The organism is Erwinia sp. ErVv1 (assembly GCF_900068895.1).
Classification (GTDB): Bacteria; Pseudomonadota; Gammaproteobacteria; order Enterobacterales; family Enterobacteriaceae; genus Erwinia.
This window is the reverse complement of sequence record NZ_CDPK01000012.1, coordinates 47,546-70,385: the sequence shown is the minus strand read 5'-3', so window position 1 is coordinate 70,385 and position 22,840 is coordinate 47,546. Positions and strand designations below refer to the sequence as shown.

Annotated in this window: 18 protein-coding genes; 16 read left to right on the top strand and 2 right to left on the bottom strand. The window is 50.7% G+C overall.

The genetic code is table 11. The features are described from left to right. Positions 1-675: 675 nt before the first annotated feature. The 14 genes from wbaP to galE all read left to right on the top strand — a co-directional run bounded on the left by wbaP (position 676) and on the right by galE (position 18,801). Positions 676-2,109 carry an undecaprenyl-phosphate galactose phosphotransferase WbaP gene (wbaP, locus tag A1830_RS15980; RefSeq protein WP_067708484.1) on the top strand — a complete coding sequence of 478 codons (1,434 nt, stop codon included), beginning with the start codon at positions 676-678 and terminating at the stop codon, positions 2,107-2,109. A 288-nt stretch (positions 2,110-2,397) separates the two neighbouring features. Then, on the top strand, positions 2,398-3,531 hold the full coding sequence (locus A1830_RS15975) for a polysaccharide export protein (protein ID WP_067708480.1): 1,134 nt from the start codon (positions 2,398-2,400) through the stop codon (positions 3,529-3,531). 15 nt (positions 3,532-3,546) lie between these two features. Next, positions 3,547-3,981, top strand: a complete 435-nt coding sequence (locus tag A1830_RS15970) for an arsenate reductase/protein-tyrosine-phosphatase family protein (RefSeq protein ID WP_067708475.1) — start codon at positions 3,547-3,549, stop codon at positions 3,979-3,981. Between the two features lie 12 nt (positions 3,982-3,993). Beyond that, positions 3,994-6,174 (top strand): tyrosine-protein kinase Wzc, encoded by a 2,181-nt coding sequence (gene wzc / locus A1830_RS15965; protein WP_067708472.1) that lies wholly within the window; start codon positions 3,994-3,996, stop codon positions 6,172-6,174. 97 nt (positions 6,175-6,271) lie between these two features. Beyond that, complete coding sequence (locus A1830_RS15960; protein WP_067708468.1) at positions 6,272-7,177, top strand: glycosyltransferase family 2 protein; 906 nt, start codon at positions 6,272-6,274, stop codon at positions 7,175-7,177. Between the two features lie 41 nt (positions 7,178-7,218). Then, positions 7,219-8,343: an EpsG family protein gene (locus A1830_RS15955; protein ID WP_067708466.1), complete on the top strand. Its 1,125-nt coding sequence runs from the start codon at positions 7,219-7,221 to the stop codon at positions 8,341-8,343. 128 nt (positions 8,344-8,471) lie between these two features. After that, a complete protein-coding gene (locus A1830_RS15950; RefSeq protein ID WP_067708462.1) occupies positions 8,472-9,224 on the top strand; it encodes a glycosyltransferase family 2 protein in 753 nt (250 codons plus the stop codon). A gap of 110 nt (positions 9,225-9,334) precedes the next feature. Further along, positions 9,335-10,369, top strand: coding sequence for a glycosyltransferase (locus A1830_RS15945; protein WP_067708459.1), 1,035 nt, complete (start codon positions 9,335-9,337; stop codon positions 10,367-10,369). A gap of 85 nt (positions 10,370-10,454) precedes the next feature. Continuing rightward, positions 10,455-12,671, top strand: coding sequence for a phage tailspike protein (locus A1830_RS15940; RefSeq protein WP_067708456.1), 2,217 nt, complete (start codon positions 10,455-10,457; stop codon positions 12,669-12,671). A 191-nt stretch (positions 12,672-12,862) separates the two neighbouring features. Further along, positions 12,863-14,113 carry a colanic acid biosynthesis pyruvyl transferase WcaK gene (wcaK, locus tag A1830_RS15935; protein WP_067708452.1) on the top strand — a complete coding sequence of 417 codons (1,251 nt, stop codon included), beginning with the start codon at positions 12,863-12,865 and terminating at the stop codon, positions 14,111-14,113. Positions 14,114-14,117: 4 nt separating this feature from the next. Further along, the gene (locus A1830_RS15930; protein WP_067708447.1) at positions 14,118-15,341 is read left to right on the top strand and encodes a glycosyltransferase; all 1,224 of its coding nucleotides are present in this window, start codon (positions 14,118-14,120) and stop codon (positions 15,339-15,341) included. Continuing rightward, positions 15,338-16,678 carry a lipopolysaccharide biosynthesis protein gene (locus A1830_RS15925; RefSeq protein WP_067708444.1) on the top strand — a complete coding sequence of 447 codons (1,341 nt, stop codon included), beginning with the start codon at positions 15,338-15,340 and terminating at the stop codon, positions 16,676-16,678. Before A1830_RS15930 ends, A1830_RS15925 begins: the two co-directional genes overlap by 4 nt. A gap of 160 nt (positions 16,679-16,838) precedes the next feature. Continuing rightward, the gene (galF, locus tag A1830_RS15920) at positions 16,839-17,735 is read left to right on the top strand and encodes a UTP--glucose-1-phosphate uridylyltransferase GalF (RefSeq protein ID WP_067708439.1); all 897 of its coding nucleotides are present in this window, start codon (positions 16,839-16,841) and stop codon (positions 17,733-17,735) included. Positions 17,736-17,787: 52 nt separating this feature from the next. Beyond that, positions 17,788-18,801 carry a UDP-glucose 4-epimerase GalE gene (gene galE / locus A1830_RS15915; RefSeq protein WP_067708434.1) on the top strand — a complete coding sequence of 338 codons (1,014 nt, stop codon included), beginning with the start codon at positions 17,788-17,790 and terminating at the stop codon, positions 18,799-18,801. Positions 18,802-18,858: 57 nt separating this feature from the next. On the opposite strand, the gene rfbA is transcribed toward galE, so the two are convergent. Next, a complete protein-coding gene (gene rfbA / locus A1830_RS15910) occupies positions 18,859-19,731 on the bottom strand; it encodes a glucose-1-phosphate thymidylyltransferase RfbA (RefSeq protein ID WP_067708431.1) in 873 nt (290 codons plus the stop codon). Between the two features lie 17 nt (positions 19,732-19,748). After that, positions 19,749-20,813, bottom strand: coding sequence for a dTDP-glucose 4,6-dehydratase (gene rfbB / locus A1830_RS15905; protein ID WP_067708427.1), 1,065 nt, complete (start codon positions 20,811-20,813; stop codon positions 19,749-19,751). 500 nt (positions 20,814-21,313) lie between these two features. Between rfbB and rfbC the strand changes: the two genes are divergently transcribed. After that, positions 21,314-21,847, top strand: coding sequence for a dTDP-4-dehydrorhamnose 3,5-epimerase (gene rfbC / locus A1830_RS15900; protein ID WP_067708423.1), 534 nt, complete (start codon positions 21,314-21,316; stop codon positions 21,845-21,847). Between the two features lie 91 nt (positions 21,848-21,938). Next, complete coding sequence (gene rfbD, locus A1830_RS15895; protein ID WP_067708420.1) at positions 21,939-22,814, top strand: dTDP-4-dehydrorhamnose reductase; 876 nt, start codon at positions 21,939-21,941, stop codon at positions 22,812-22,814. Positions 22,815-22,840 lie beyond the last annotated feature (26 nt).

The window sequence follows — 22,840 nt, the reverse complement described above, 5'->3', positions numbered from 1 at the left end:
CAAATGAAATCACTCTGTCGCGCCATTACCAATTAGCGTACGCACGCTTTTCAAGATTATTCGTATAGGTGGGTAAAGCAATCTGGTAGATACTTAACGGGTGGAGAGAAAGTGTTCAGGATTAATCTTAGTCCCACAGGGAGTAAATCTGAATTTCAACCACCGGGGAAACAGGATATGTGCGCGACAGTCTGGCAGCAAAGGTAGTCTTAATCCTAAAAGACAGTGCGGGCGGGGAGAGACTCTTGTAAACAGGCCATTTATAACTAGTATAGCAACGTGTTAGGAAATGTCTGTGGTTATGTGGCAAAACGGCATTTCGATGTTCTTTTTTGCGAACACACGCACATTAAGACGAAACACGTTAGCCTGCCGCTCAGAGAGGACAGGATAAAACCAACAAAGTATGAGCGTTACAGCGCATTGGCAGCTACAAGCCAGGGGCGGTAGCGTGTCCGGAGAGGGGTTTTTGCCCCGGTCAATTCTCTTCTGACCCGTCATCTGTTGTTGATTTTACATGTCAATTCTCTGCTGCAACGTCAGTTAAGATGACCTTTTACACGACTCCCAAATACGTTTTCTGTGTAATAAATGACGTGATTAAAAAACACGCAATTATTTCCAGTGATGGAATTAATAAAGCACAGGCTTTCGAAAAATAATTAAGAGTTAACTATGCGCGATATTGAATACACCTTCAAAGGGTTGTTGATTAAACTGTCACTGGCTCTTTCAGATCTCATTTTATTTAATGCCTCTTTATTTATTGCTATCCTGCTGATTAAAGCGTTTCCAGGCCATATGCTGGAAGATATTTCCTCGCAGGATCTCCATTTAAAAATTGCCACACACATCATCCTCTCAATAGTTTGTATTGGCTGGTTCTGGGTGCGTCTGCGACACTACACCTATCGCAAGCCTTTCTGGTTTGAATTAAAAGAGATCTTCAAAAGCATTTTGATTTTCTCGGTGATTGACCTTTCCATTACCGCCCTCTCGAAGTGGGATATGTCACGCTGGATTTGGGTGATGACCTGGTTATTAGCACTGGTACTGATCCCGATTGGTCGTGCGCTGGTCAAGCGCGTGCTTAATCACTACGGGCTGTGGAAAAAACAGTCGATCATTATCGGTAGCGGCAAGAACGCCGAGGAAGCCTGGCTGGCGCTGCAAAGCGAAGAAGTGATGGGCTTTGACGTCGTCGCGTTCTACGATGTTGATAACACCACTCCCGCACTTGCTCTGTTTGGCGTACCCGTTATTCGTGATGAAGAGTCGCTGTGGCAGAGAGTGAACAGCGAAACGCAGTTCATCGTCGCGGTGGAGTACGAACAGAGTCAGTATCGCGACCTCTGGCTGAAGAATCTCGCCAAGCACAACTGCCGTTCCGTTTCGGTTATCCCTTCCCTGCGCGGCGTTCCCCTTTATGGTACGGACATGGCCTATATTTTCAGCCATGAAGTAATGATCCTGCGCGTCAGCAATAATCTGGCTAAGCGTACATCCCGCATCCTGAAGCGTGCGTTCGACCTGGTCGGGGCGCTGGGGATTATTACCATGCTGATGCCTGCGCTGGCCGTACTGATCTTTATGGTGGCGCGCGACGGCGGTAAACCTATCTATGGCCATGAGCGTGTCGGGATGAATGGACGCAAGTTCAAGTGCCTTAAATTCCGCTCAATGGTAGTGAATTCGAAGGAAGTGCTGGAAGAAGTGCTGCGCACCGATCCCGTGGCCCGCGCCGAATGGGACAAAGACTTTAAGCTGAAAAACGATCCACGCATTACGCGTATCGGCCACTTTATCCGTAAAACCAGCCTGGATGAGCTGCCGCAGCTGTGGAACGTGGTGCGCGGAGATATGAGTCTGGTCGGGCCGCGTCCGGTTATCGAAGATGAACTGGAGCGCTACGCCGGTGACGTTGACTACTACTTTATGGCAAAACCGGGTATGACCGGCCTCTGGCAGGTCAGCGGGCGTAACGATGTTGATTATGAAACACGCGTTTATTTTGACTCCTGGTACGTCAAAAACTGGTCGCTGTGGAATGATATCGCCATTCTGTTCAAAACCATCGGCGTTGTTTTAAAACGTGATGGTGCCTATTGATTCACGGGGTTACCCGTCAATCGGGAGCAGGTCGCAAGGCCTGTTTCTGTATTACCAGCGTCTTTTGACTGTTAACTGTCATTGACTTGCTAGCTAAACAAACTTTTTTATTGACGAATGTTAAGCGTCGGTTTTAATCAAACCGGCAAGGCATAAAAGGATAGGGAGTTAATTAAAATGACTGACAGTTACAGCGCCTGATGTGAGACTCACTTTATAACTTTTGCATGACGCTACACAGCGGCGGATTCGCCACTATCAATCAAATTACTGATAGCGATGAGATAGATGATTACAATCAAAACGAAATTGATACCCCTGATGGTATCAGCAGCTCTTCTGTCCGGATGTACCATTGCACCGGGCTCTGGTCTTTCCACCAGCGGAAAAGACGTTATTAAGCAACAAGACAGCGATTTTGATATTGATAAGTACGTTAACGTCTTCCCTCTGACCCCGGGCCTGGTGGAGCAGATGCGTCCGCAGCCCGTGGTCGCCCAGCCGAACAGCGGCCTGCAAAATGAGTTGCAGAACTATGAGTACCGGATCGGCATTGGCGATGTCCTGACCGTCACCGTCTGGGATCACCCAGAACTGACCACCCCTGCGGGTCAGTACCGCAGCGCCAGCGATACCGGCAACTGGGTTCACTCTGACGGCACCATCTTCTATCCTTATATCGGTCGCGTCCGCGTAGCAGGGCGTACCGTACAGCAGGTTCGTGATGAAATCTCGAACCGCCTGGCACAGTATATTGAAAGCCCGCAGGTTGACGTCAGCGTGGCCTCGTTTAAATCGCAGAAAGCCTACGTGACGGGTGAAGTCACCACGTCCGGCCAGCAGGCGATTACCAACGTCCCCTTAACGATCCTTGATGCCGTTAACGCAGCAGGGGGTCTGACGCAGAACGCCGACTGGCGTAACGTTGTACTCACTCACAATGGCAAAGAGATCCCCGTTTCTCTCCAGGCGCTGATGCAAAACGGCGACCTGTCGCAAAACCATCTGCTCTACCCTGGCGACATTCTCTACATTCCGCGCAATGACGATCTGAAGGTCTTTGTGATGGGTGAAGTGAAACAGCAGGCCACGCTGAAAATGGACCGCAGCGGCATGACGCTGGCTGAAGCGCTGGGCAGCGCGCAGGGCATGGATCAGACGACGGCTAATGCTACTGGTGTATTCGTGATTCGCGCCATCAAAGGGCAGAACCGCAGCAAGATCGCCAATATTTATCAGCTGAATACTAAAGACGCCTCGGCGATGGTGATGGGTTCCGAATTCCAGCTCCAGCCTTATGACATCGTCTATGTGACCGCGACGCCTCTGGCGAATTGGAACCGTGTTATTTCACAGCTGGTCCCAACCATTAGCGGCCTCTACGATGCGACGCGCAACGTACAGACTATTCATAACTGGTAATTCTCCGGGAACATTATGATTAATTCGATCTTAGTGGTCTGCGTCGGCAATATCTGCCGCTCTCCAACCGGGGAGCGGCTGCTGAAAGCGGCGCTGCCCGATAAAAAGATTGCCTCTGCGGGCCTTAGCGCAATGACGGGCTATGCGGCTGACGGTACGGCAAGCAGCGTTGCCAGCGAACATGGCCTGTCGCTGGATGGCCACGTGGCTCAGCAGCTCACCTCGGGCATGTGCCGGGATTACGACCTGATTCTGGTGATGGAAAAAAGACAGGTGGATCAGGTCAATCGTATTAACCCCTCCGTACGCGGCAAGACCATGTTGTTTGGTCACTGGCTTAACCAGCAGGAGATAGCGGATCCCTACAAGAAAAGCCGCGAAGCCTTTGAAGCTGTGTACGGATTACTCGAAAACGCTGCCCAGAAATGGGTCAACGCATTAAGCCGATAGTTGGGATTATCCATGAATATAAAAAGTAAGGTACCGTCTGCGCCGAAAGAGGAATCTAACGGATGGGATTTGGCGCATCTGGTGGGGCAGCTGATTGACCATCGCTGGGTAATTGTGGCCGTCACAGCGCTATTTATGCTGCTGGGTACGCTGTACAGCCTGTTTGCGACGCCAATCTACAGCGCCGACGCGATGGTGCAGGTGGAAGACAAAAATTCCAATACCGTGCTGAACGACCTGACGCAGATGATGCCGAACGCGCAGCCGATGTCCGCTACGGAAGTGGAGATCGTCACCTCACGTATGGTAGTGGGTAAAACCGTTCACGATCTGGGGCTGGACGTGCTGGTTCAGCAAAACTACCTGCCGGTGATTGGTAAAGGCCTGTCCCGCATTATGGGTAATAAGCCGGGTCAGCTTGAGATCCCCCAGCTTACCGTACCGACCGACTGGGAAAAGCGTGAACTCGAGGTTGAGGTTAACGGCCCGGACAGCTACACCGTCAGTAAAGACGGTAAAGAGCTGTTTAAAGGTAAAGTGGGTCAGCTGGAAAATCATAATGGCGTGACCATGCTGGTCAGCGGCATCCAGCAGGTTGATAAAGGAACCGACTTCACGGTCACTAAACTGTCGGACCTGCAGGCGATCAAACTGGTGACCGATAATCTGGCGGTCGCAGACAAAGGTAAAGACACCGGCGTACTGGGTCTGACCTACACCGGCGAAGATCCGGTGTTGATCAGTAAAGTTCTGAATCAGCTGATCGATAACTATGTGGGTCAGAACATTGACCGCAAATCCGCGGAAGCTCAGAAGAGCCTTGAGTTCCTGAAGGTGCAGCTGCCGGACGTGCGTGAAAAACTTGATGCCGCGGAAGATAAGCTTAACCGCTATCGTCGCCAGAATGATTCAGTCGATATGTCGCTTGAAGCGAAATCTGCGCTGGATTCATCGGTCAGCATCCAGAGCCAGCTCAACGAGCTGACCTTCAAGGAAGCCGAAGTTTCTCAGCTGTTCACCAAGGATCACCCAACTTACCGCGCGCTGCTGGAAAAACGCCAGACGCTGGAAAATCAGCAGAAGCAGCTGAACCAGAAAATTGGCCAGATGCCGCAGACCCAGCAGGAAATCGTGCGTCTGACGCGTGACGTTCAGTCCGGTCAGGAGATCTACATGCAGCTGCTGAATCGTCAGCAGGAGCTGAACATCAGCAAAGCCAGCACCGTGGGCGATGTTCGCGTCGTTGACCATGCGGAAACGGCAGGCAGCCCGGTAGCACCGAAGAAGATGCTGCTGATCCTTGCCAGCATGATTTTAGGTCTGGTGGTCTCCGTCGGCTATATCCTGCTGAAAGCGCTGTTCCACCACGGCATCGACAGCCCGGATCAGTTGGAAGAGCAGGGCATGAACGTTTATGCGAGCGTCCCACTGTCTGAATGGCAGCGTAAGAAGGATACGGAAGCGCTGACGAAGCGCGGTCTGGGCAAAACCGACCCGCATAACACGCTGCTGGCGCTGGGTAACCCGACTGACCTGTCAATCGAAGCGATCCGCAGCCTGCGTACCAGCCTGCACTTTGCGATGATGGAAGCGAAAAACAACATTCTGATGATTACCGGCGCCAGCCCGGGTATTGGTAAAACCTTTATCTGTTCAAACCTGGCGACGCTGGTGGCGAAAGCCGGTCAGAAAGTGCTCTTTATTGATGGTGACATGCGCCGTGGCTATACCCACGAACTGTTAGGGGCAAGCAGCAAAACGGGCCTGTCTAACATTCTGTCGGGTAAAACGCCGTTCACCACCGAACTGATCCAGCAGGGCGCTTACGGATTTGATTTCCTGCCGCGTGGGCAGGTGCCACCTAACCCGTCCGAGCTGCTGATGCATAACCGTATGCAGGAGCTGCTGGCATGGGCGAGCAAGAACTACGACCTGGTGCTGATTGATACGCCACCGATTCTGGCGGTGACTGATGCTTCGGTTATCGGCAAGATGGCCGGTACCTCGCTGATGGTGGCGCGTTTTGAAACTAACACCCTGAAAGAGCTGGATATCAGCTACAAGCGCTTTGCCCAGAACGGCATTGAGATTAAAGGTGTGATCCTTAACGCCGTGGTGCGTAAAGCGGCTAACGCCTATGGATACGGCTACGACTATTACGATTACAGCTACAAGCAGGATGCGAAAAGCTAGCGGATTGCGATGACCTTCCCAACGTTGGGAAGGTCATCTTATTACCGACAGCGTGGCGATTAAGGCCGTTTCTTTTAGACGTTTAAAGGTGCCTGCAATGAAGGATATTTTCTTTTCGATAGTTATTCCTGCATACAATGCATCTGAATCTATCGTAACCACATTAGATTGCGTGGCTGCGCAGACCTGGCAAAACTTTGAGGTCATCATTGTTGATGACAAATCCAGCGACGCGGATAAGTTAGCCGCGGTAGTGCAGTCAGAAAAATACAGTAAGCTCAAAATCAACCTCGTGCTGTCGCAGGAAAAACTGAATGGCTCGGGTGCCCGTAATAAAGGCATTGAGCTGGCGACCGGGGATTACATCAGCTTCCTGGATGCGGATGATGAGTGGCACCACGACAAGCTGCTGGAGTCGGTGAAAACCATTCAGCGACTGGAAGCCGAGGGTCGCCAGAAAAGCATCATTTTCAGCCAGGTCAATATCATTCAGGATGGTCATTTCCTGAAGGTGATGCCGATGCAGCGACCAGGCCGCAACGAGACGGTGGCTGAATATCTGTTTGGCTGTTACGGCTTTATTCAGACCAGTACTCTGGTGATGAAGCGCGAATATGCCGAAGATATTCGCTTCGACACCCGCTACATTCGCCATCAGGATTATGATTTCTGCATCCGTGCAGACAAAAAGGGCTATGAGTTCGTGATGATTGAGCAGCCTCTGGCTAACTATCATCTGATCACTAAATTTGGGTCTAAACATAAGGGCGAGTCGGTTAACTACTCACTTTTCTGGCTGGATACCATGAAGCCTTATCTCACCCAGCGCGATATCAATACTTATAAAGCGTATAAGCTGCCGCTGAGATACAAAATGGATGGCAAGTCTCTCCAGGCCAGCGTGAGTTTTATTCGCTACTTTTTCTTAACAAATAAAGACAACCGTACCTACTTTATCAATCGTTTGAAGGATAAAGTCAGCCAGCGGTTCGGTAGAAAATAGCGTTATCTTCCGCCAGGAAAGATAGCGCGGTGGGGAAAAGAATGGCGATATACTGGATAATTAGCTACACACTGCTCATTTTTTGTCTTTTTGAGCTGGCAACCATTGGCCAGCTGACGCAGCCTAAAATGCAAAGGGTAGTGACCTATTTCTTCTTTATCGGTGCGGTTGGCCTGATCCTTTTCGCCGGGATGAGGGGGCCGGGTTCCGGGATTGATGACTGGCAGTATCTGGGCTTTTTCCACGACTTTTCCCGTCAGACGGAAATGAGTGGTTATCAGACCGTTGCCAACGTTTATCGGTACGAAAATCTGTTTATGCTGCTGGCGTGGGTGCTGTCATGGTTTACCCAGCAGAGCTACTACTTCCTGTTGTTCATCGCATTTATCGCGGTATCGACCAACGCCTGGATCTATAAAAAATATTCGCCGCTGATCCTCTGTTCGCTTTGTCTCTATTCGGCGCACCTGTTTATCAACAAGGATATGAACCAGATCCGCTTCGGTCTTTCCAGCGCTTTCGCGGTGGCCTGCATCTGCTCCGCCGCGGGACGGAAATACCTGCTGGCGATTATTTTTCTGGTACTCAGTTCGCAGTCGCACTCAACCGGCTATGCCGTGCTAATGGTGACGCCGTTCCTGTTCCTGAAAGAGCGTAAATATTTTGGCCTGGCGATGGTGATTGCTGCTATTCCACTGGGGATAGTCGGCGGTAAAAGGCTGTTTCTTGACTCGCTGGGGATCGTACCGGTGATCGGTGACAGGGCCATGGGCTACAGCGGGACCAACTTTGACGTCGCCTCGCCGGTTTTCGGTCTGGCGAACTTAAAGAACATCGCTTTTATTGCCTTCTTTACGATGGTCTACTTCCGCAAAGCTATTACGGAAAAAGATCGCCTGGCCTACCTGCTGTTTATCGCTTACTCCGCTGGTGCGGCCGTCCGTATCGTCTTCTCAGACTTCTCGATTCTGGGAGGCAGGGTGGGGAACCTGTTCCTGCACTGTGAGCCACTGCTGCTGGCCTTCCTGATGCTGCGTATCAGGAACGTGATCCTCAACTTCGCGCTGCTGTTTGCCATGACGTCCTACTATCTGGCTTATAACACCATCCTGTCCGTACAGTCGATCGACGGCTACAGCGTTGCACCACTCTTCAGGCTTTTCTGATTAACTGGCCAGGGTTCCCCTGGCCGTCTTACGTATAACCCTTTTAATCGTTCAGTTTGCAGCGATGCTGACTGCCGTCCCTTGCCCCGGCAGGGCTGGCTTTTAACGATTCAGATTCAGGATATCAGATGAACAATCAAATCGGCACGGTGGGCATCATCATCCCCATGTACAATGCGCACAGCACGGTCCTGCGGGCGGTACAATCGGTACTTGATCAAACCTGGACGGACTGGCGCATCTATCTGATTAATGATAAATCGACCGATGACTCGCTGGCGCTGGTGCAGGAGCACTGCCGGGATCCGCGTATTACCCTGCTCAATAATGAGGTCAATCTCGGTGCGGCCGAAACCCGTAACGTGGGCCTCCGCGCCGCAAAAGAGGAGTTTATCGCTTTTCTTGACAGCGACGATGAATGGCAGCGCGATAAACTGATGCTACAGGTTCAGGCCCTGGCAGCGGGTGACGATCTGGTCATCTCGCATTATGGTTACAACTCCCGCACCAAATCCTACAGCGTCACTTACAACAAGCCCTTGCTGATGAAAGACAGCTTTGTGAAAAAGCAGTTTCGTATCTGTTTTTCCTCCGTCTGCTACCGACGACCCGCGCGCAGTATCTATTTTCAGAAAAAGGGTCATGAGGACTTTTTGTTCCTGTATGAGCTCTTTGAACAGTACAGGCAGGCTCGCGTAATTAATAAGGAACTGGTTGTTTACTATGAGCTGGGTGATTCACTTTCGCGTAATAAAAACAAAGCGGCGAAGTGGCACCTCGACTTATTAAGATTTATCTATAAAAACAATCCACTAAAAGTGTATTACTATTACGTCTGGTACATGGTTAACGGGGTTTTGTTCGCGCTGAAGCACAGATAGCGTTGCAGACTGAAACGTTTCAGTTGGGCACAGGCTAAGCCCGCCTGGTGCGAAAATTCTTTGTAGCACCAGGTATTTAACATTGATGTGATTAAGGTGATGACTTCGCGATGAAAAAAATAGTGCTGGTGATTAAAGACGCCTACTCCTATGCCGGAACGGAAAACATTTGCAACTTTATGTCCGAATGTCTGGGCGACGCGCATCAGGTGACCGTCTATTCGCTGGAAGGATCCGGTCAGCCCTTTTATCCGTTTGAAAAAGTGAAAGAGATCGTCAGCTTTGCCGGCGTGAAGAATCCTATTCGCAGCGCGGTGCAGCGCATTAATCAGGAAGGGTTTGATGCGGTTTTCCTGATCAGTATGGGGCGCCTGAGCGTAATGTTTGCTCTCTACAGCCTGCTGGCGCGCAAAAAGAAAACGTCAAAGGCCTACGCCTGCGAGCATATTGCAATTAACTCCTTCGGCAAGCCGATCAAATTCCTCAAGTACCTCTTTTTACGCTATTACGACCGCGTCATCGTGCTGACCGACAAAGACCGCAGCGTCTTTACCCGCTGGGGCATCGCCAGCCAGACTATCCCCAACCCCGTGGTGTATAAAAATCATCAGCGCAGCGTGCGGCACCGCCAGGCGCTGGCGGTTGGCCGTCTCGATCATCAGAAAGGTTTCGACCTGCTGCTGGACGTCTGGCAGGGCTTTGCCGCCACCAACCCTGACTGGAAGCTGGTGATTGCGGGCGACGGTGAGTTAAAAAGCGAACTGTTGGCCAAAGCGGCGACGCTTAAGATTACCGACAGCGTTAACTTCGTCGGCAAGGTATCCAACATCAACGACTACTACCGCGACAGCGATATGGCATTGATGACCTCGCGCTATGAGGGGCTACCGCTGGTGCTGCTCGAGGCCAAGTCCTGGGCGCTGCCGGTTGTCGCCTATGACTGCCCGACGGGTCCGCAGGAAATTATTAACGACAGTCAGGACGGATTTCTGGTCGCGATGAATGATCGGACCGCTTTTATTGAAAAAATGAACCAGCTCGCACATAACGATGCGCTGTTTTTTGCCATGAGCGCGAAAACAGTCGAAACCTCGCTGAAATTCGACGGCAAGGTCATTAAAGAGAGCTGGCTTTCACTGGTGTAATGTCACCGGTTTCTGGTATGCCGGGCAATGCCTTTGGGACACACATTCACGCCTCCAGGGGCACATTGACTATGGGATTCCATCAATGAAAAGAAGAGAAGTAATTACCGCATTCTCATCCATTTTCGCCGCCCTTTCGGTAAGCTCGTTCTCGAGTCAGGCTGCCAGAAAAGAGCCCGCCGTGTCGCTGAAAGAGGTACCGGTAAGCGATCTGCCTAAAGAAGACGTCCCGATCCTGACGCCTGAAAATATCTACACCATGCCTGACCGCTTTTGGAAAAACTTCAGTGGCAAGCTGTACATTGGTAAAGTCGGCACCGATCCGACTCAGTCAGCTAACCTGACGGATGTTTTCCTGCGTAACGCCAGCGGTAAGCTCTCTAAGATTGAACAGCCTATTGCGCTCAACGAGGGGACCTTTCAGAAGTTTATCGCCGATAACGGCGCGCTGATTGCCACGCCCGCGCACTCCATGGCGGTGGTGGATGATGGCGGAAACGTTCTGTTCAATATTCCTGACGTCAGCCATCCGGGGGCAAATACCTTCAGTAAGCGCCTGTCGCAGCCCGCCGGTTATCAGCTGATTGGCGAAATCGCCTCCGTTGACGATCTGCGAAAAACGCGTCCGCTGTTCGAAGGGGCCAAGGTTAAGCTCAGCAGCTGGCATAACGGGCTGGAGCAGGGCGGTGGCGAGTTCGTCGGCAGCCTGAGCGCTGCGCCGGATGACGGCGGGGTGATTTTCTCCGGGACCGATTTCCACTGGCGGCGCGTGGTTGACGACTTCAACCGCCTGACGCTGTTTGATTTTGGTGCCATCGACGACGGTAAAACCGACGCGGCACCGGCCATCAAAGCGATGTATGCCTGGTCGCAAAAGGCCAACCAGCAGATCTGCATTCAGTTTCCCGCCGGTGACTTCTTCGTCAGCGCCTGTGATTTCTCCGGCGAGCAGACGCGCTTTTTCCGCGTCTGTGGGGCCATGGTCAACTTCGGCTACTTCCCGGCCACCAATATCGTCTCCGACGGCAAACCCGGGTTTGTTTTCCAGGTTAACGCCCGCTGGGTGGAAGTCAGCAACCTGAACTTTAACGGTCGTACCGACGTAAAGGACAATGGGCAGGGCTTCTTTAACAATACCTGCAAAGGCGGACAGTTCTTCCGCGGCGCCTGCCTGCGTTTTGTCCAGGTCGGCGGCACCTCACTCAGTCTGATGGATACGCTCGATTGTAAAATCGACCAGTGGTACGCCCTGCGCTGTACCGGCGATGTGATCAAGTCCGTCTGGTCAAACCTGCCGAAAGGCAAGTGGGACCACAGCACGGCGATCGAGCTCTCAAACTTCAATGCTCAATACTGTACCAAAGGGATGGTGCTTAACCTTGAGCGCTGCGGTCAGTCACTGATCCATAACGGCTGGATTGAGCACTCCGAACATCCGGGCAACATTTCCAACGGCCAGTGGATCATTGATGCCCTGAGCCTGGAAACCTGCCCGAATCCGCTGATAGCCCACAATTCGCGCCTGAATATGCGCCAGACCAATTTGCAGGCCGGAAGCTGGATCGACAACTCGCTGGGCGATCACGAATGGCTGAGCGCCTATGAGCGAGGCTCAACGCGCGTGGAGTCCTACGGCATCGCCGTTGACGGCAGCATGAAGTACAACTACCTGACGTCGCGCTATCGCATCATCAACAATACCAATCAGGAAAAGTGGTATGAGCTGGGCAATATCTTTACGCCCGACGTCGGCGACAACTGGGAAATCGAAATTTTCGGCCAGTCCTCGTACAGCAACGGCACCGATAAGAGCCTGCTGAACCAGGTGGTGGACGGCAAAACCACCGGCGGCAAGGCCATAATCAGCCTGCAGCGTAAAGCACATAAATTCGAAGCCAGCTGGCATGCAGAAGGGGCCAGCCCGATCCTCGATGTGATGTACGAAACGCCCTATGACACCGATACCCGCGTTTACGTCAAGCTGGCCGGCTGGCTGGCATCCGCTGGCGTACTGATGAAGTCGACCGCCCGGGACCGGTTTATGACCGGCAAATGCGCACGGTTCGACAGCAAAATGGCCTTTGCAGATAAGCCTTCAGGCGGAAATGCTCATCAGGCGTTACAGCGCTTCACCCTGCACAACGGCAAAGCCGGGATTGGGGCTAACGAGCAGGGCGATGTGCTGCTGGAATCACGGCTGTTAAAAGCTGAAGAGGTAAATACCTCACAGGCCGAAGGCTATGTGTCGATGGTGATTAACGGCAAACAGGTTGCCGTGCCTTATTTTGCATTGAAAGGGTAACAAAAAAGGGGCGGCCAGAGTGCCGCCCGGCATCAGCGAGTCAGTCGGCAGGTTGCGGATCGCGGATGGATTAAGTGGCGAGGCAGTATTGATGGGTGTTCTGGCAGGTATTTTGAACAATTATACTTATTAATTAACCACTTATGGTTAGTGACGGTTTGTAAAATTACAAAAATTTTTCTGGAGTTGTTATGAAGATTTTATTAGTTGGCAATCATACATGTGGAAATCGTGGTGATGGCGCTATTTTACGCGGTCTTATCGACTCGCTTAACCTCGCAAGGAACGATCTGGACATTGATATCATCAGTCGCTATCCAACCAGCTCTGGCTATCTGCTACAGCAGACGGTCATGCCGGATGAGCTCTTTCTTGAAACAAAGAAGGGCAAAAATAGCCTGACCGATAAAATCAAACGCCGCCTGATGCCAAAAATTATGATGGCGCACATCAGCGGCAGCGGGCTGTTTAAATCTTTTCCCGTGCCAAAATATCTCCAGGAATTTACCAACCGTCTTAAGCAATACGATGCGATTATTCAGGTCGGCGGCTCGTTTTTCGTTGACCTGTATGGGCCGCTCCAGTTTGAACATTCGCTCTGCGCGCTGCTGGCAAAGAAGCCGATTTATATGATCGGGCACAGCGTCGGGCCATTCCAGAAAGAGAGATTTAACGAGATTGCCAACTTCGTTTTCTCGCGCGTTAACAGCCTGGTTCTGCGTGAAAGCGTCAGTCTTGAAATGATGAAAAAGGGCAGCATCACCACGGAAAAGGTGGTCTCCGGTGCGGATACCGCCTTCCTGGTTCGCGCCCGCAGCGTTGAAAATCCCAGCCATAACCTGCAGCACTGGCAGAACCTGATTGCCGCGAAAAAAACCGTCGCCATAACCGTGCGCGAACTGGCTCCCTTTGATAAGCGTCTGGGCGTCACGCAACAGGAGTACGAAGAGGCGTTTGCTAAGGTGATTAATGCGGTGATCGACCGGGGCTATCAGGTCGTTGCCCTCTCCACCTGCACCGGCATTGACAGCTACAACAAAGATGACCGTATGGTGGCGATGACGCTGCGCGACCGCATTGTGCAGAAAGATCAGTATCACGTGATCATGGATGAGTTTAACGACCTGGAGCTGGGGATACTGCTTGGCGAATCCCATCTGACCATCGGCACCCGACTGCACTCGGCCATTATCTCCATGAACTTTGGCACCCCCGCCGTGGCGATCAACTATGAGCACAAATCTCTGGGTGTGATGAACCAGCTGGGCCTGCCAGAGATGGCAACGGATGTGAAAAGCCTGATGGATGGCAGCATCATCACCCGGGTTAACAGCATTCTGGACAATTACGACGCCGTAAAACAGCAGGTTGATCTCGCGGTTGAGCAGGAGAGAGTTCTGGGTAACAACATTACCGCAGACGTCGTCAGACATTTAGGGTGAACCGATGAAACTTACATTCTTCACAATGCGATTTCCGGTCTCGTCAGAGACCTTCGTGCTCAATCAGGTCATCCATTTTATCGACAGCGGCTATGACGTGGAGATCATCTCCGTCTTCCCTGGCGATCTGGTGAACCGCCATGGCGCATTCGATCGCTACAATCTGGCAGAAAAAACGCACTATCTGCTGCCGGAAGAGAAGGTGAGCAACGCGGACAAGCTGAAGCAGCGCCTGCAGATTGTGCTGCCGAAAATCCTCAGCCTGACCACATTGAAATCCTTCAATATCGGGCGCTATGGCGCGCAGTCCAGCAAGCTTCTGCTGCCTGCCATCGTTGCCCATGCGAAGAAGACCTTTACCGCCGATATTTTCCTGGTGCACTTCGGCTACGCCGGTGCGCTGGCGAATAAGCTGCGGGAACTAAATGTGCTACGGGGCAAACAGGCGACCGTATTCCACGGTGCGGATATTTCCCGCCGGCATATTCTTGAGGAGCATAAGCAGGACTATGCCAACCTGTTCCGTCAGTCCGAACTGATGCTGCCTATCAGCCATCTGTGGGAAAACAAACTGATTGCCATGGGCTGTCCGCCTGAAAAAATTCACGTGACGCGCATGGGCATTGAGCCAGAGAAATTCAATCTGAAAGAGCGTGAGTCGCTGCACTCGCCGCTGCGTATCGTCTCTGTCGCACGTCTGACCGAGAAAAAAGGTCTGGGGGTCGCCGTTGAGGCCTGCAAATACCTTAAGGCACAGGGCGCGAATTTTGAATATACCATCATCGGTAACGGTGACCTGGAAGAGACACTGCGTGACACCATTCGTACGGCACAGCTGGAAGACTGCGTGAAAATGGTCGGATTTAAACCCCAGGAAGAGATCAAGCGCTACCTGGATGAAGCCGACATCTTCCTGCTGCCTTCCCTGACCGCTGCTGACGGCGATATGGAGGGTATTCCGGTTGCCCTGATGGAAGCCATGGCCGTAGGCTTACCCGTGGTCTCAACCGATCATAGCGGCATTCCTGAGCTCATTGAAAATAACGTCTCAGGCTGGCTGGCGCCGGAAGGCGATGCGAAAGCATTAAGTGATATCCTGTTCAAACTGGCGAAAAGCGATATTGACGTGGCACCGGTCGTTGCGGCCGCACGCGCCAGGGTAGAAACCGAGTTCAATCAGCATATTGCTTATCGCCAGCTGGCACAGCTTTTGGAGCAACTTGCGTGAGTAGTTTAAAACATCAGGCCGCCTGGCTGTTTGGCGGTACCTGTTTCGCCGCCGTATTACAGGTCGTGCAGCTGGGCGTGCTGGCCCGCAGGCTGGAGGCCCACGAACTGGGCGTTCTGGCTATTATCAACGCCATTCTGGCGGTAGCGATGGTGTTGCAGGATATGGGGATGAGCAGCTATATCGTGCATCGCCAGAACATCACCCGGAAAGAGCAGAGCACCATCTACTGGGTCAACGTCCTGCTGAGCCTGATAACCGGGCTGCTGCTGATCGCCATCGCCTGGCCTATCGCGCATTTCTATCATATTCCTCAGCTGACCGGACTGATTATGCTAACCAGTCTGAACTTTCTGGTGCTGGGTTCGCTGTCGCAATATCAGGCTCATTTTATTAAAGCCAAAAAGATGGTGCTGCTGGCGAAAATAGAGATGGTCACCAAATTCCTGGCATTTATATTTACCGTTGCCATGCTCTGGTTTACCTCCCTCAACGTTGCCGCCGTTATTTTGGGGCTGTTTTCAAATGCCGCCATGCGTATTCTGTGCATGATTTGGTTTGGCGATAAAGCCTGGCGACCCACCTTTGAATTTGATAAAGCCACTTTTTTTAGTTCGATTAAATATGGTGTCTATCAGCTCGGTTCCCAGACGATAAATCAGCTGCGTACTCAGGCCGACTCCCTGATTGTGGGTAAGGTAATGGGAGCCGATATGCTGGGGGTCTATTCTCTGGCAAAAGAGCTGGTGCTTCAGCCACTTAAGCTGGTTACGCCAGTGATAAACCGCCTGGCGCTGCCGCGCTTTGCTGAAAAGCAGCATGAACCGGCGCAGCTTCAGAAACTGTTCCTGAAAGGCACGCTGGCCATCATGCTGTTTAGCAGCCTGATGTATCTGGCGATCGGCATCCTTTCACCGGTGATCGTGCGGGTGCTTTATGGCAGCGCACATGAAGCCGTCGGCCACCTGATACCGCTGATGCTTCTCTTCGGCATGCTGCGTCCAATGGGCGGCCTGACGGGCGCAATTTCGCAGGCAAACGGACGGACTAACGTCGAGTTTTACTGGAATATTGTGGCAAGCATCATTGTGGTGCTGGTGCTGGCCACCACCTGGATCTACCCCAACGTCTGGTATGTGGCGCTGACGCTGTCAATTTCTCAGGTGCTCATTTCGGCCTTTGCCCATCCATTCTTTATTAAGCCGGTGATTGGCATCCGCTTTATCCCGTATGCCCGACAGTGGGTCTCGGTTTCAGTGGTGTTTGTCGGCATAATGGCGCTGGTCAGCTACTACAATTTGTTTATTATGCCGGAGTGGTTTAGCGGCTGGTTTTAATAAATTTGAGTTGGACAATAATAAAAAGGCGATCGCTCAGGCGGTTGCCTTTTTTTTTAGTACCAGCGGGGGAAAATTTTCAGATTAAGATTATACTTCCACGGCATCTCTTTAATGCATAATGATTGAACGCTTTTTACTTCATTTATATGGAAAAATTATGACCAAGCTTAAAGCAGTTATCCCCGTTGCGGGTCTGGGTATGCACATGCTCCCTGCTACAAAAGCCATTCCTAAAGAGATGCTGCCGATTGTAGATAAGCCGATGATCCAGTACATCGTCGACGAATGCGTGGCAGCAGGGATCAAGGAAATTGTTCTGGTCACCCACGCTTCCAAAAATGCGGTTGAAAACCATTTTGATACTTCCTATGAACTGGAAGCCCTGCTTGAAGCGCGCGTAAAGCGTTCACTGCTGAGCGAAGTTCAGTCAATCTGCCCACCGGGCGTCACTATTATGAATGTTCGCCAGCCTCAGCCGCTGGGCCTGGCTAACTCTATCCTGTGCGCCCGCCCGATGCTGCATGACGAAGCGTTTGTGGTCGTGCTGCCTGACGTGCTGCTGGATGATTCTACCGCTGACCCACTGCGCTACAACCTGGCCGCCATGGTTGCACGCTTTGAAGAGACCGGCCGCAGCCAGGTGCTGGCGCATCATATGCCGGAAGCCGACCTGTCTGAATACTCGGTCATCAAAACGCGCGACGTGATGGACAACCCGGGCCAGGTCAGCCAAATCGTCGATTTCGTTGAGAAGCCTGAAAACCCGCAGACGCTGAACTCCGATCTGGCCGCCGTGGGTCGTTACGTTCTGTCTGCCGATATCTGGGCTGAACTGGAAAATCTGGAGCCGGGCGCATGGGATCGTTATCAGCTGACCGATGCCATTGCCAGCCTTGCGAAGAAACAGCCGGTTGACGCTCACCAGCTTTCTGGCGCAAGCTTCGACTGCGGACGCAAACTGGGCTACATGAAAGCCTTTGTTTCCTGGGGCTTACGCAACAACGCCCAGGGCCGTGAGTTCCGTGAGGCAGTCCAGACCATTCTGGCAAAATAATCCGATATTTCGAACATGGCCGCGCCAGTGCGCGCGGTTGCAAGGAGTCAACATGGCTATTTTAGTCACGGGCGGGGCGGGTTACATCGGTTCCCATACGGTTTTGACGCTGCTTGAGCGCGGCGACGACGTGGTAGTACTGGACAACCTGATCAACGCTTCGCGCGAATCCCTCAGCCGGGTAGAAAAGCTGGCGGGTAAAAAAGCCACTTTCATTGAAGGTGACATCCTCGACCGCGCCTGCCTGCGCAATCTCTTTACCCAGCATGATATCTCTGCGGTGATCCACTTCGCCGGCCTTAAAGCCGTAGGCGAATCGACCCGTATGCCGCTGGAGTACTATCAAAATAACGTGACCGGCACCCTTATCCTGCTGGAAGAGATGCGCGCCGCTGGTGTCAATCAGTTTATTTTTAGCTCTTCCGCCACGGTGTACGGCGCGGATGCGCCGGTTCCCTATGTGGAAACTACGCCAATCGGCGGCACAACCAGCCCGTACGGCACCTCGAAACTGATGGTCGAATTCATCCTGCGCGACTTTGCGAAGGCCAACCCGGAATTCAAAACCATTGCGCTGCGCTACTTCAACCCGGTTGGCGCACACGAGTCTGGTCAGATTGGGGAAGATCCTAACGGCATCCCAAACAACCTGCTGCCCTATATCGCCCAGGTGGCCATTGGCCGACTGGAAAAGGTGAATATTTTTGGCGGTGACTATCCCACCAAAGATGGCACCGGTGAGCGTGACTACATCCACGTGATGGATCTTGCCGAAGGTCACCTTAAAGCGCTGGATCACATTGCGTCCATCAGCGGCTATAAAGCCTATAACCTTGGGGCGGGCGTAGGATATTCGGTCCTGGAAATGGTTAAGGCCTTCGAGAAAGCCAGCGGTCGTACCATTCCTTATCAGATTTCCCCTCGCCGCGACGGCGATCTCGCCGCCTTCTGGGCCGACGCCTCACTGGCAGACAAAGAGCTCAACTGGCGCGTTTCGCGCGGTATCGACCAGATGATGCGTGATACCTGGAAATGGCAGAGTTCGAATCCGCAGGGATATAATTAGTAATCATAAAAAAAGCACAGTAGTGACTGTGCTTTTAACATTCAAACCTGTCCGGCGTCAGATTTTCTCGTCAATTAAGTTTTGCAGATATTGGCCATATGAAGTTTTCGCCATCAGCTTGGCTTGTGCAGCTACTTGCTCGTACCTGAGCCAACCTTTTCGCCACGCGATCTCTTCGAGACATGCTACTTTCATACCCTGACGTTTTTCAATGGTATGGATAAACTGCGAGGCTTCGATAAGGCTGTCATGTGTTCCTGTATCCAGCCAGGCGAATCCACGGCCCAGAAGTTCAACGTTGAGTTGGCCCTTTTCCATATACATTTCGTTCAGCGTAGTGATTTCGAGCTCACCGCGGTGAGATGGTTTAACCTGTTTAGCCATTTCCACGACGTTCTTATCGTAAAAATAGAGCCCGGTGACCGCCCAGTGTGACTTCGGTTTCAGTGGTTTCTCTTCAATGGAAAGAGCTTTGAACTTATCGTCAAATTCAACGACCCCAAAACGCTCAGGATCCATCACCTGGTAACCAAACACGGTTGCTCCTGAAGCTGACTGTGCTGCAGTTTCCAGTTTTTTACCGAAGCTCTGACCGAAGAAAATATTGTCACCGAGAACTAATGCACATGACTCACCCGCAATGAACTCTTCACCGATGATAAAGGCCTGAGCCAAGCCATCAGGGGAAGGTTGAACAGCGTACTGAAACTTCACCCCAAACTGGTTGCCATCACCAAGTAATCGCTGGAAAGACGGCAGATCGTCTTGTGTAGTGATAATCAAAATTTCCCTAATTCCTGCCAGCATAAGCACGGAAATCGGATAGTAGATCATCGGCTTGTCATATATTGGCAATAGCTGTTTTGATATGCCACGCGTAATCGGATAAAGACGTGTCCCGGAACCACCGGCTAAAACGATACCTTTCATAAAATTCCTTAAAGTCGTTACTTGCTTAAGCCAAGACGTTCACCAGCATAAGCGCCACTCTGAACACGCTGCCACCATTCTTCATTAGCAAGGTACCATTCAACTGTTTTACGTATACCAGACTCAAAAGTTTCCTGCGGCTTCCAGCCTAAATCACGTGCAATTTTACTCGCATCAATGGCATAGCGCATATCATGGCCGGGACGATCTGTGACGTGAGTAATCAATGATGCGAAATGAGTGATGCCGTCAGGCTTATGCTCTATAAGTTCATCCAAAATTGAGCAAATGGTTTTCACCACGTCGATATTCCTGCGCTCGTTGTTACCGCCAATATTATAGGTCTCACCAACTTCACCTTTTGAGACAACTTCATATAACGCGCGCGCGTGGTCCTCAACATACAACCAGTCACGTACTTGCAATCCTTCTCCGTAGACGGGTAAAGGTTTACCGGCAAGGGCGTTAAGTATAACAAGCGGTATCAGCTTCTCAGGAAAATGGTAGGGGCCATAGTTGTTTGAGCAATTAGTAATAATTATAGGTAGGCCGTAAGTACGATGCCATGCCCTGACCAGGTGGTCGCTTGAAGCTTTTGAAGCAGAATATGGGCTGCTGGGCGCATAAGGTGTGGTTTCTACAAACAGCTCGTCAGTGCCGTGAAGGTCGCCATATACCTCATCAGTCGAAATGTGGTGGAAGCGAAAATCCATTTTTTTATCGTGGGACAAAGCCGACCAGTAAGCGCGAGTTGCTTCGAGTAAGGTATAGGTGCCAACGATATTAGTTTCAATAAAAGCCGAAGGACCATCTATGGAGCGATCCACATGACTTTCAGCAGCTAAATGCATTACGGCATCAGGTTGAAACTGAGAAAAAATTTCGTCTAAACCTGTACGATCACAGATGTTTTTTCTGGTAAAGGCGTAACGTGAGTTAGACGCAACGGGCTCCAGCGATTCGAGATTACCTGCATAAGTCAGGCTATCAATAATGAGTACATCATCGGATGTGTTATGAATAATGTTTCTTACAACTGCTGAACCAATAAACCCAGCACCGCCTGTTACCAGAATCTTCATAGAAATGCTCTGTAATAAGTATCGACTTGTACATCTGATCACGTTCAATCGTGACAATGTAACCCTTACCCCATTTAGCTCAAAAATCGCTAAATTCGAGCAAAATTATACGCGGAAAACGATGTGTCAAACAAACTTTTCGGGGCAAAATTCTCCATTTTAGACCGGATAGCCCTATGACTGAAGTTTACGCTTTTAGGCTACCATAAAAAAAATTTCATGTGGGGGGTGGGTAAAAACCATACAAACCTATCATCTGTAAAACTGATTCAGTGAATAGACAATTTTTTCATCAAAAGGAGAGAAATTCCTACAGAAAGTTCTTAATTTTTCTTCATAAATGATATGCAGGTTCTGAAAGGATAAGTAAACTATCACCCATGAGTGGTACTGGACGTAAGGCTGATGTCTTTAGTCCTTTTTATGGGTATGTTAAGCTACAGTGAATAACGGCAGTAAACCTATCATGCCATCAATTTTTCCCATAAGAGTTTGATTAAATGAATGTTATCAATACCAAAATTGCAGGTGTGAAAATTCTCGAGCCTAAGGTTTTTGGCGATGAACGTGGTTTTTTCCTGGAAACTTACCAGCAAAACCGTTACCGGGAATTATTGGAAACCGATTGCGATTTTGTTCAGGACAACCACTCGCGTTCGGCAAAAGGCGTACTCCGGGGTTTACATTTTCAACGGGTTAACCCGCAGGGTAAGCTCGTAAGGGTTGTACGCGGTGAAGTCTTTGATGTTGCAGTAGATATACGTGTTAATTCTCCCACTTATGGTCAATGGGTTGGAGTAATTCTCTCTGAAGAGAATAAAACTCAGTTCTGGATACCACCAGGTTTGGCACATGGCTTTGTCGTAGTGTCAGATTACGCTGATTTTGAATATAAATGCACCAATTATTATGATCCTGAAAGTGAGGGTTGTTTGCTCTGGAACGATCCTGCCGTTGGTATCGACTGGCCAATTACTGAGCCATTGCTGTCGGTAAAAGATCAGCAAGGCCAATTATTGTCAACATTATTTTAACTCCGCTTTACAACAGGTTTCAGATCCCACTATGTGGGGCTAAGTTCCCAGTTATAATGAAAATGGCTGCTTTCGCAGAATGGTTTAACTAATGAGATTACTGATTTTGGGCGCGGCAGGACAAGTTGGCCGTGAGATAACTAGGCAAGCCTGTCCCCAGTGGATCGTTCGTGCCGTTGATCGCTCAGGTTTGGACATTACCGACTCATCAGCAATAGACGCTATAGTGAGTGATTTTAAACCAGATATAATTATCAATGCTGCCGCCTATACTGCAGTAGATAAAGCCGAAACGGAAGAAATAGCGGCTTATGCTATAAATTGTGATGGTGCGAAATTTCTGGCACAGGCTGCTGAAAAATCGGGTGCAGCACTGCTGCATATTTCAACAGATTATGTCTTTTCTGGCGACAAAGATGGGCTTTACCAAGAAAATGATGCAACAGGACCAACCGGAGTTTACGGTGCCAGCAAGCTGGCGGGTGAGAAGGCAATACAGCAATATTGTCAGCGTCATATCATAATGAGAACTGCCTGGGTTTTTGGAGAATTCGGTAATAATTTTGTTAAGACAATGATCCGTTTAGCCAGGGACCGAGAAACCCTTGACGTAGTAGGGGATCAGTATGGTAGCCCTACATGGGCGGGAGACATTGCTAACGCACTGCTGACTATATCACAAAGGATTTTGGAGGGTTCTGAGATTAAATGGGGTATTTATCACTTCAGTGGTTTTCCGTATACCAACTGGTATGAGTTTGCTGATAAAATTCTTACCATTGCGTCTAATAGTGCACTGATCAATCGTAAGCCACTTATCCGATCTATTACCACGTTTGATTACCCCACTCCTGCAAGGCGCCCGTTGAACTCGAAGCTTAACTGCTCAAAGATTTTGGAAAATTTCCATATTCAACCCAGTGACTGGCAAGCCGCGCTGAAGAAATTACACTCTTATACTGATTAGTTGCCTGCATATTAATCGATCAAGAA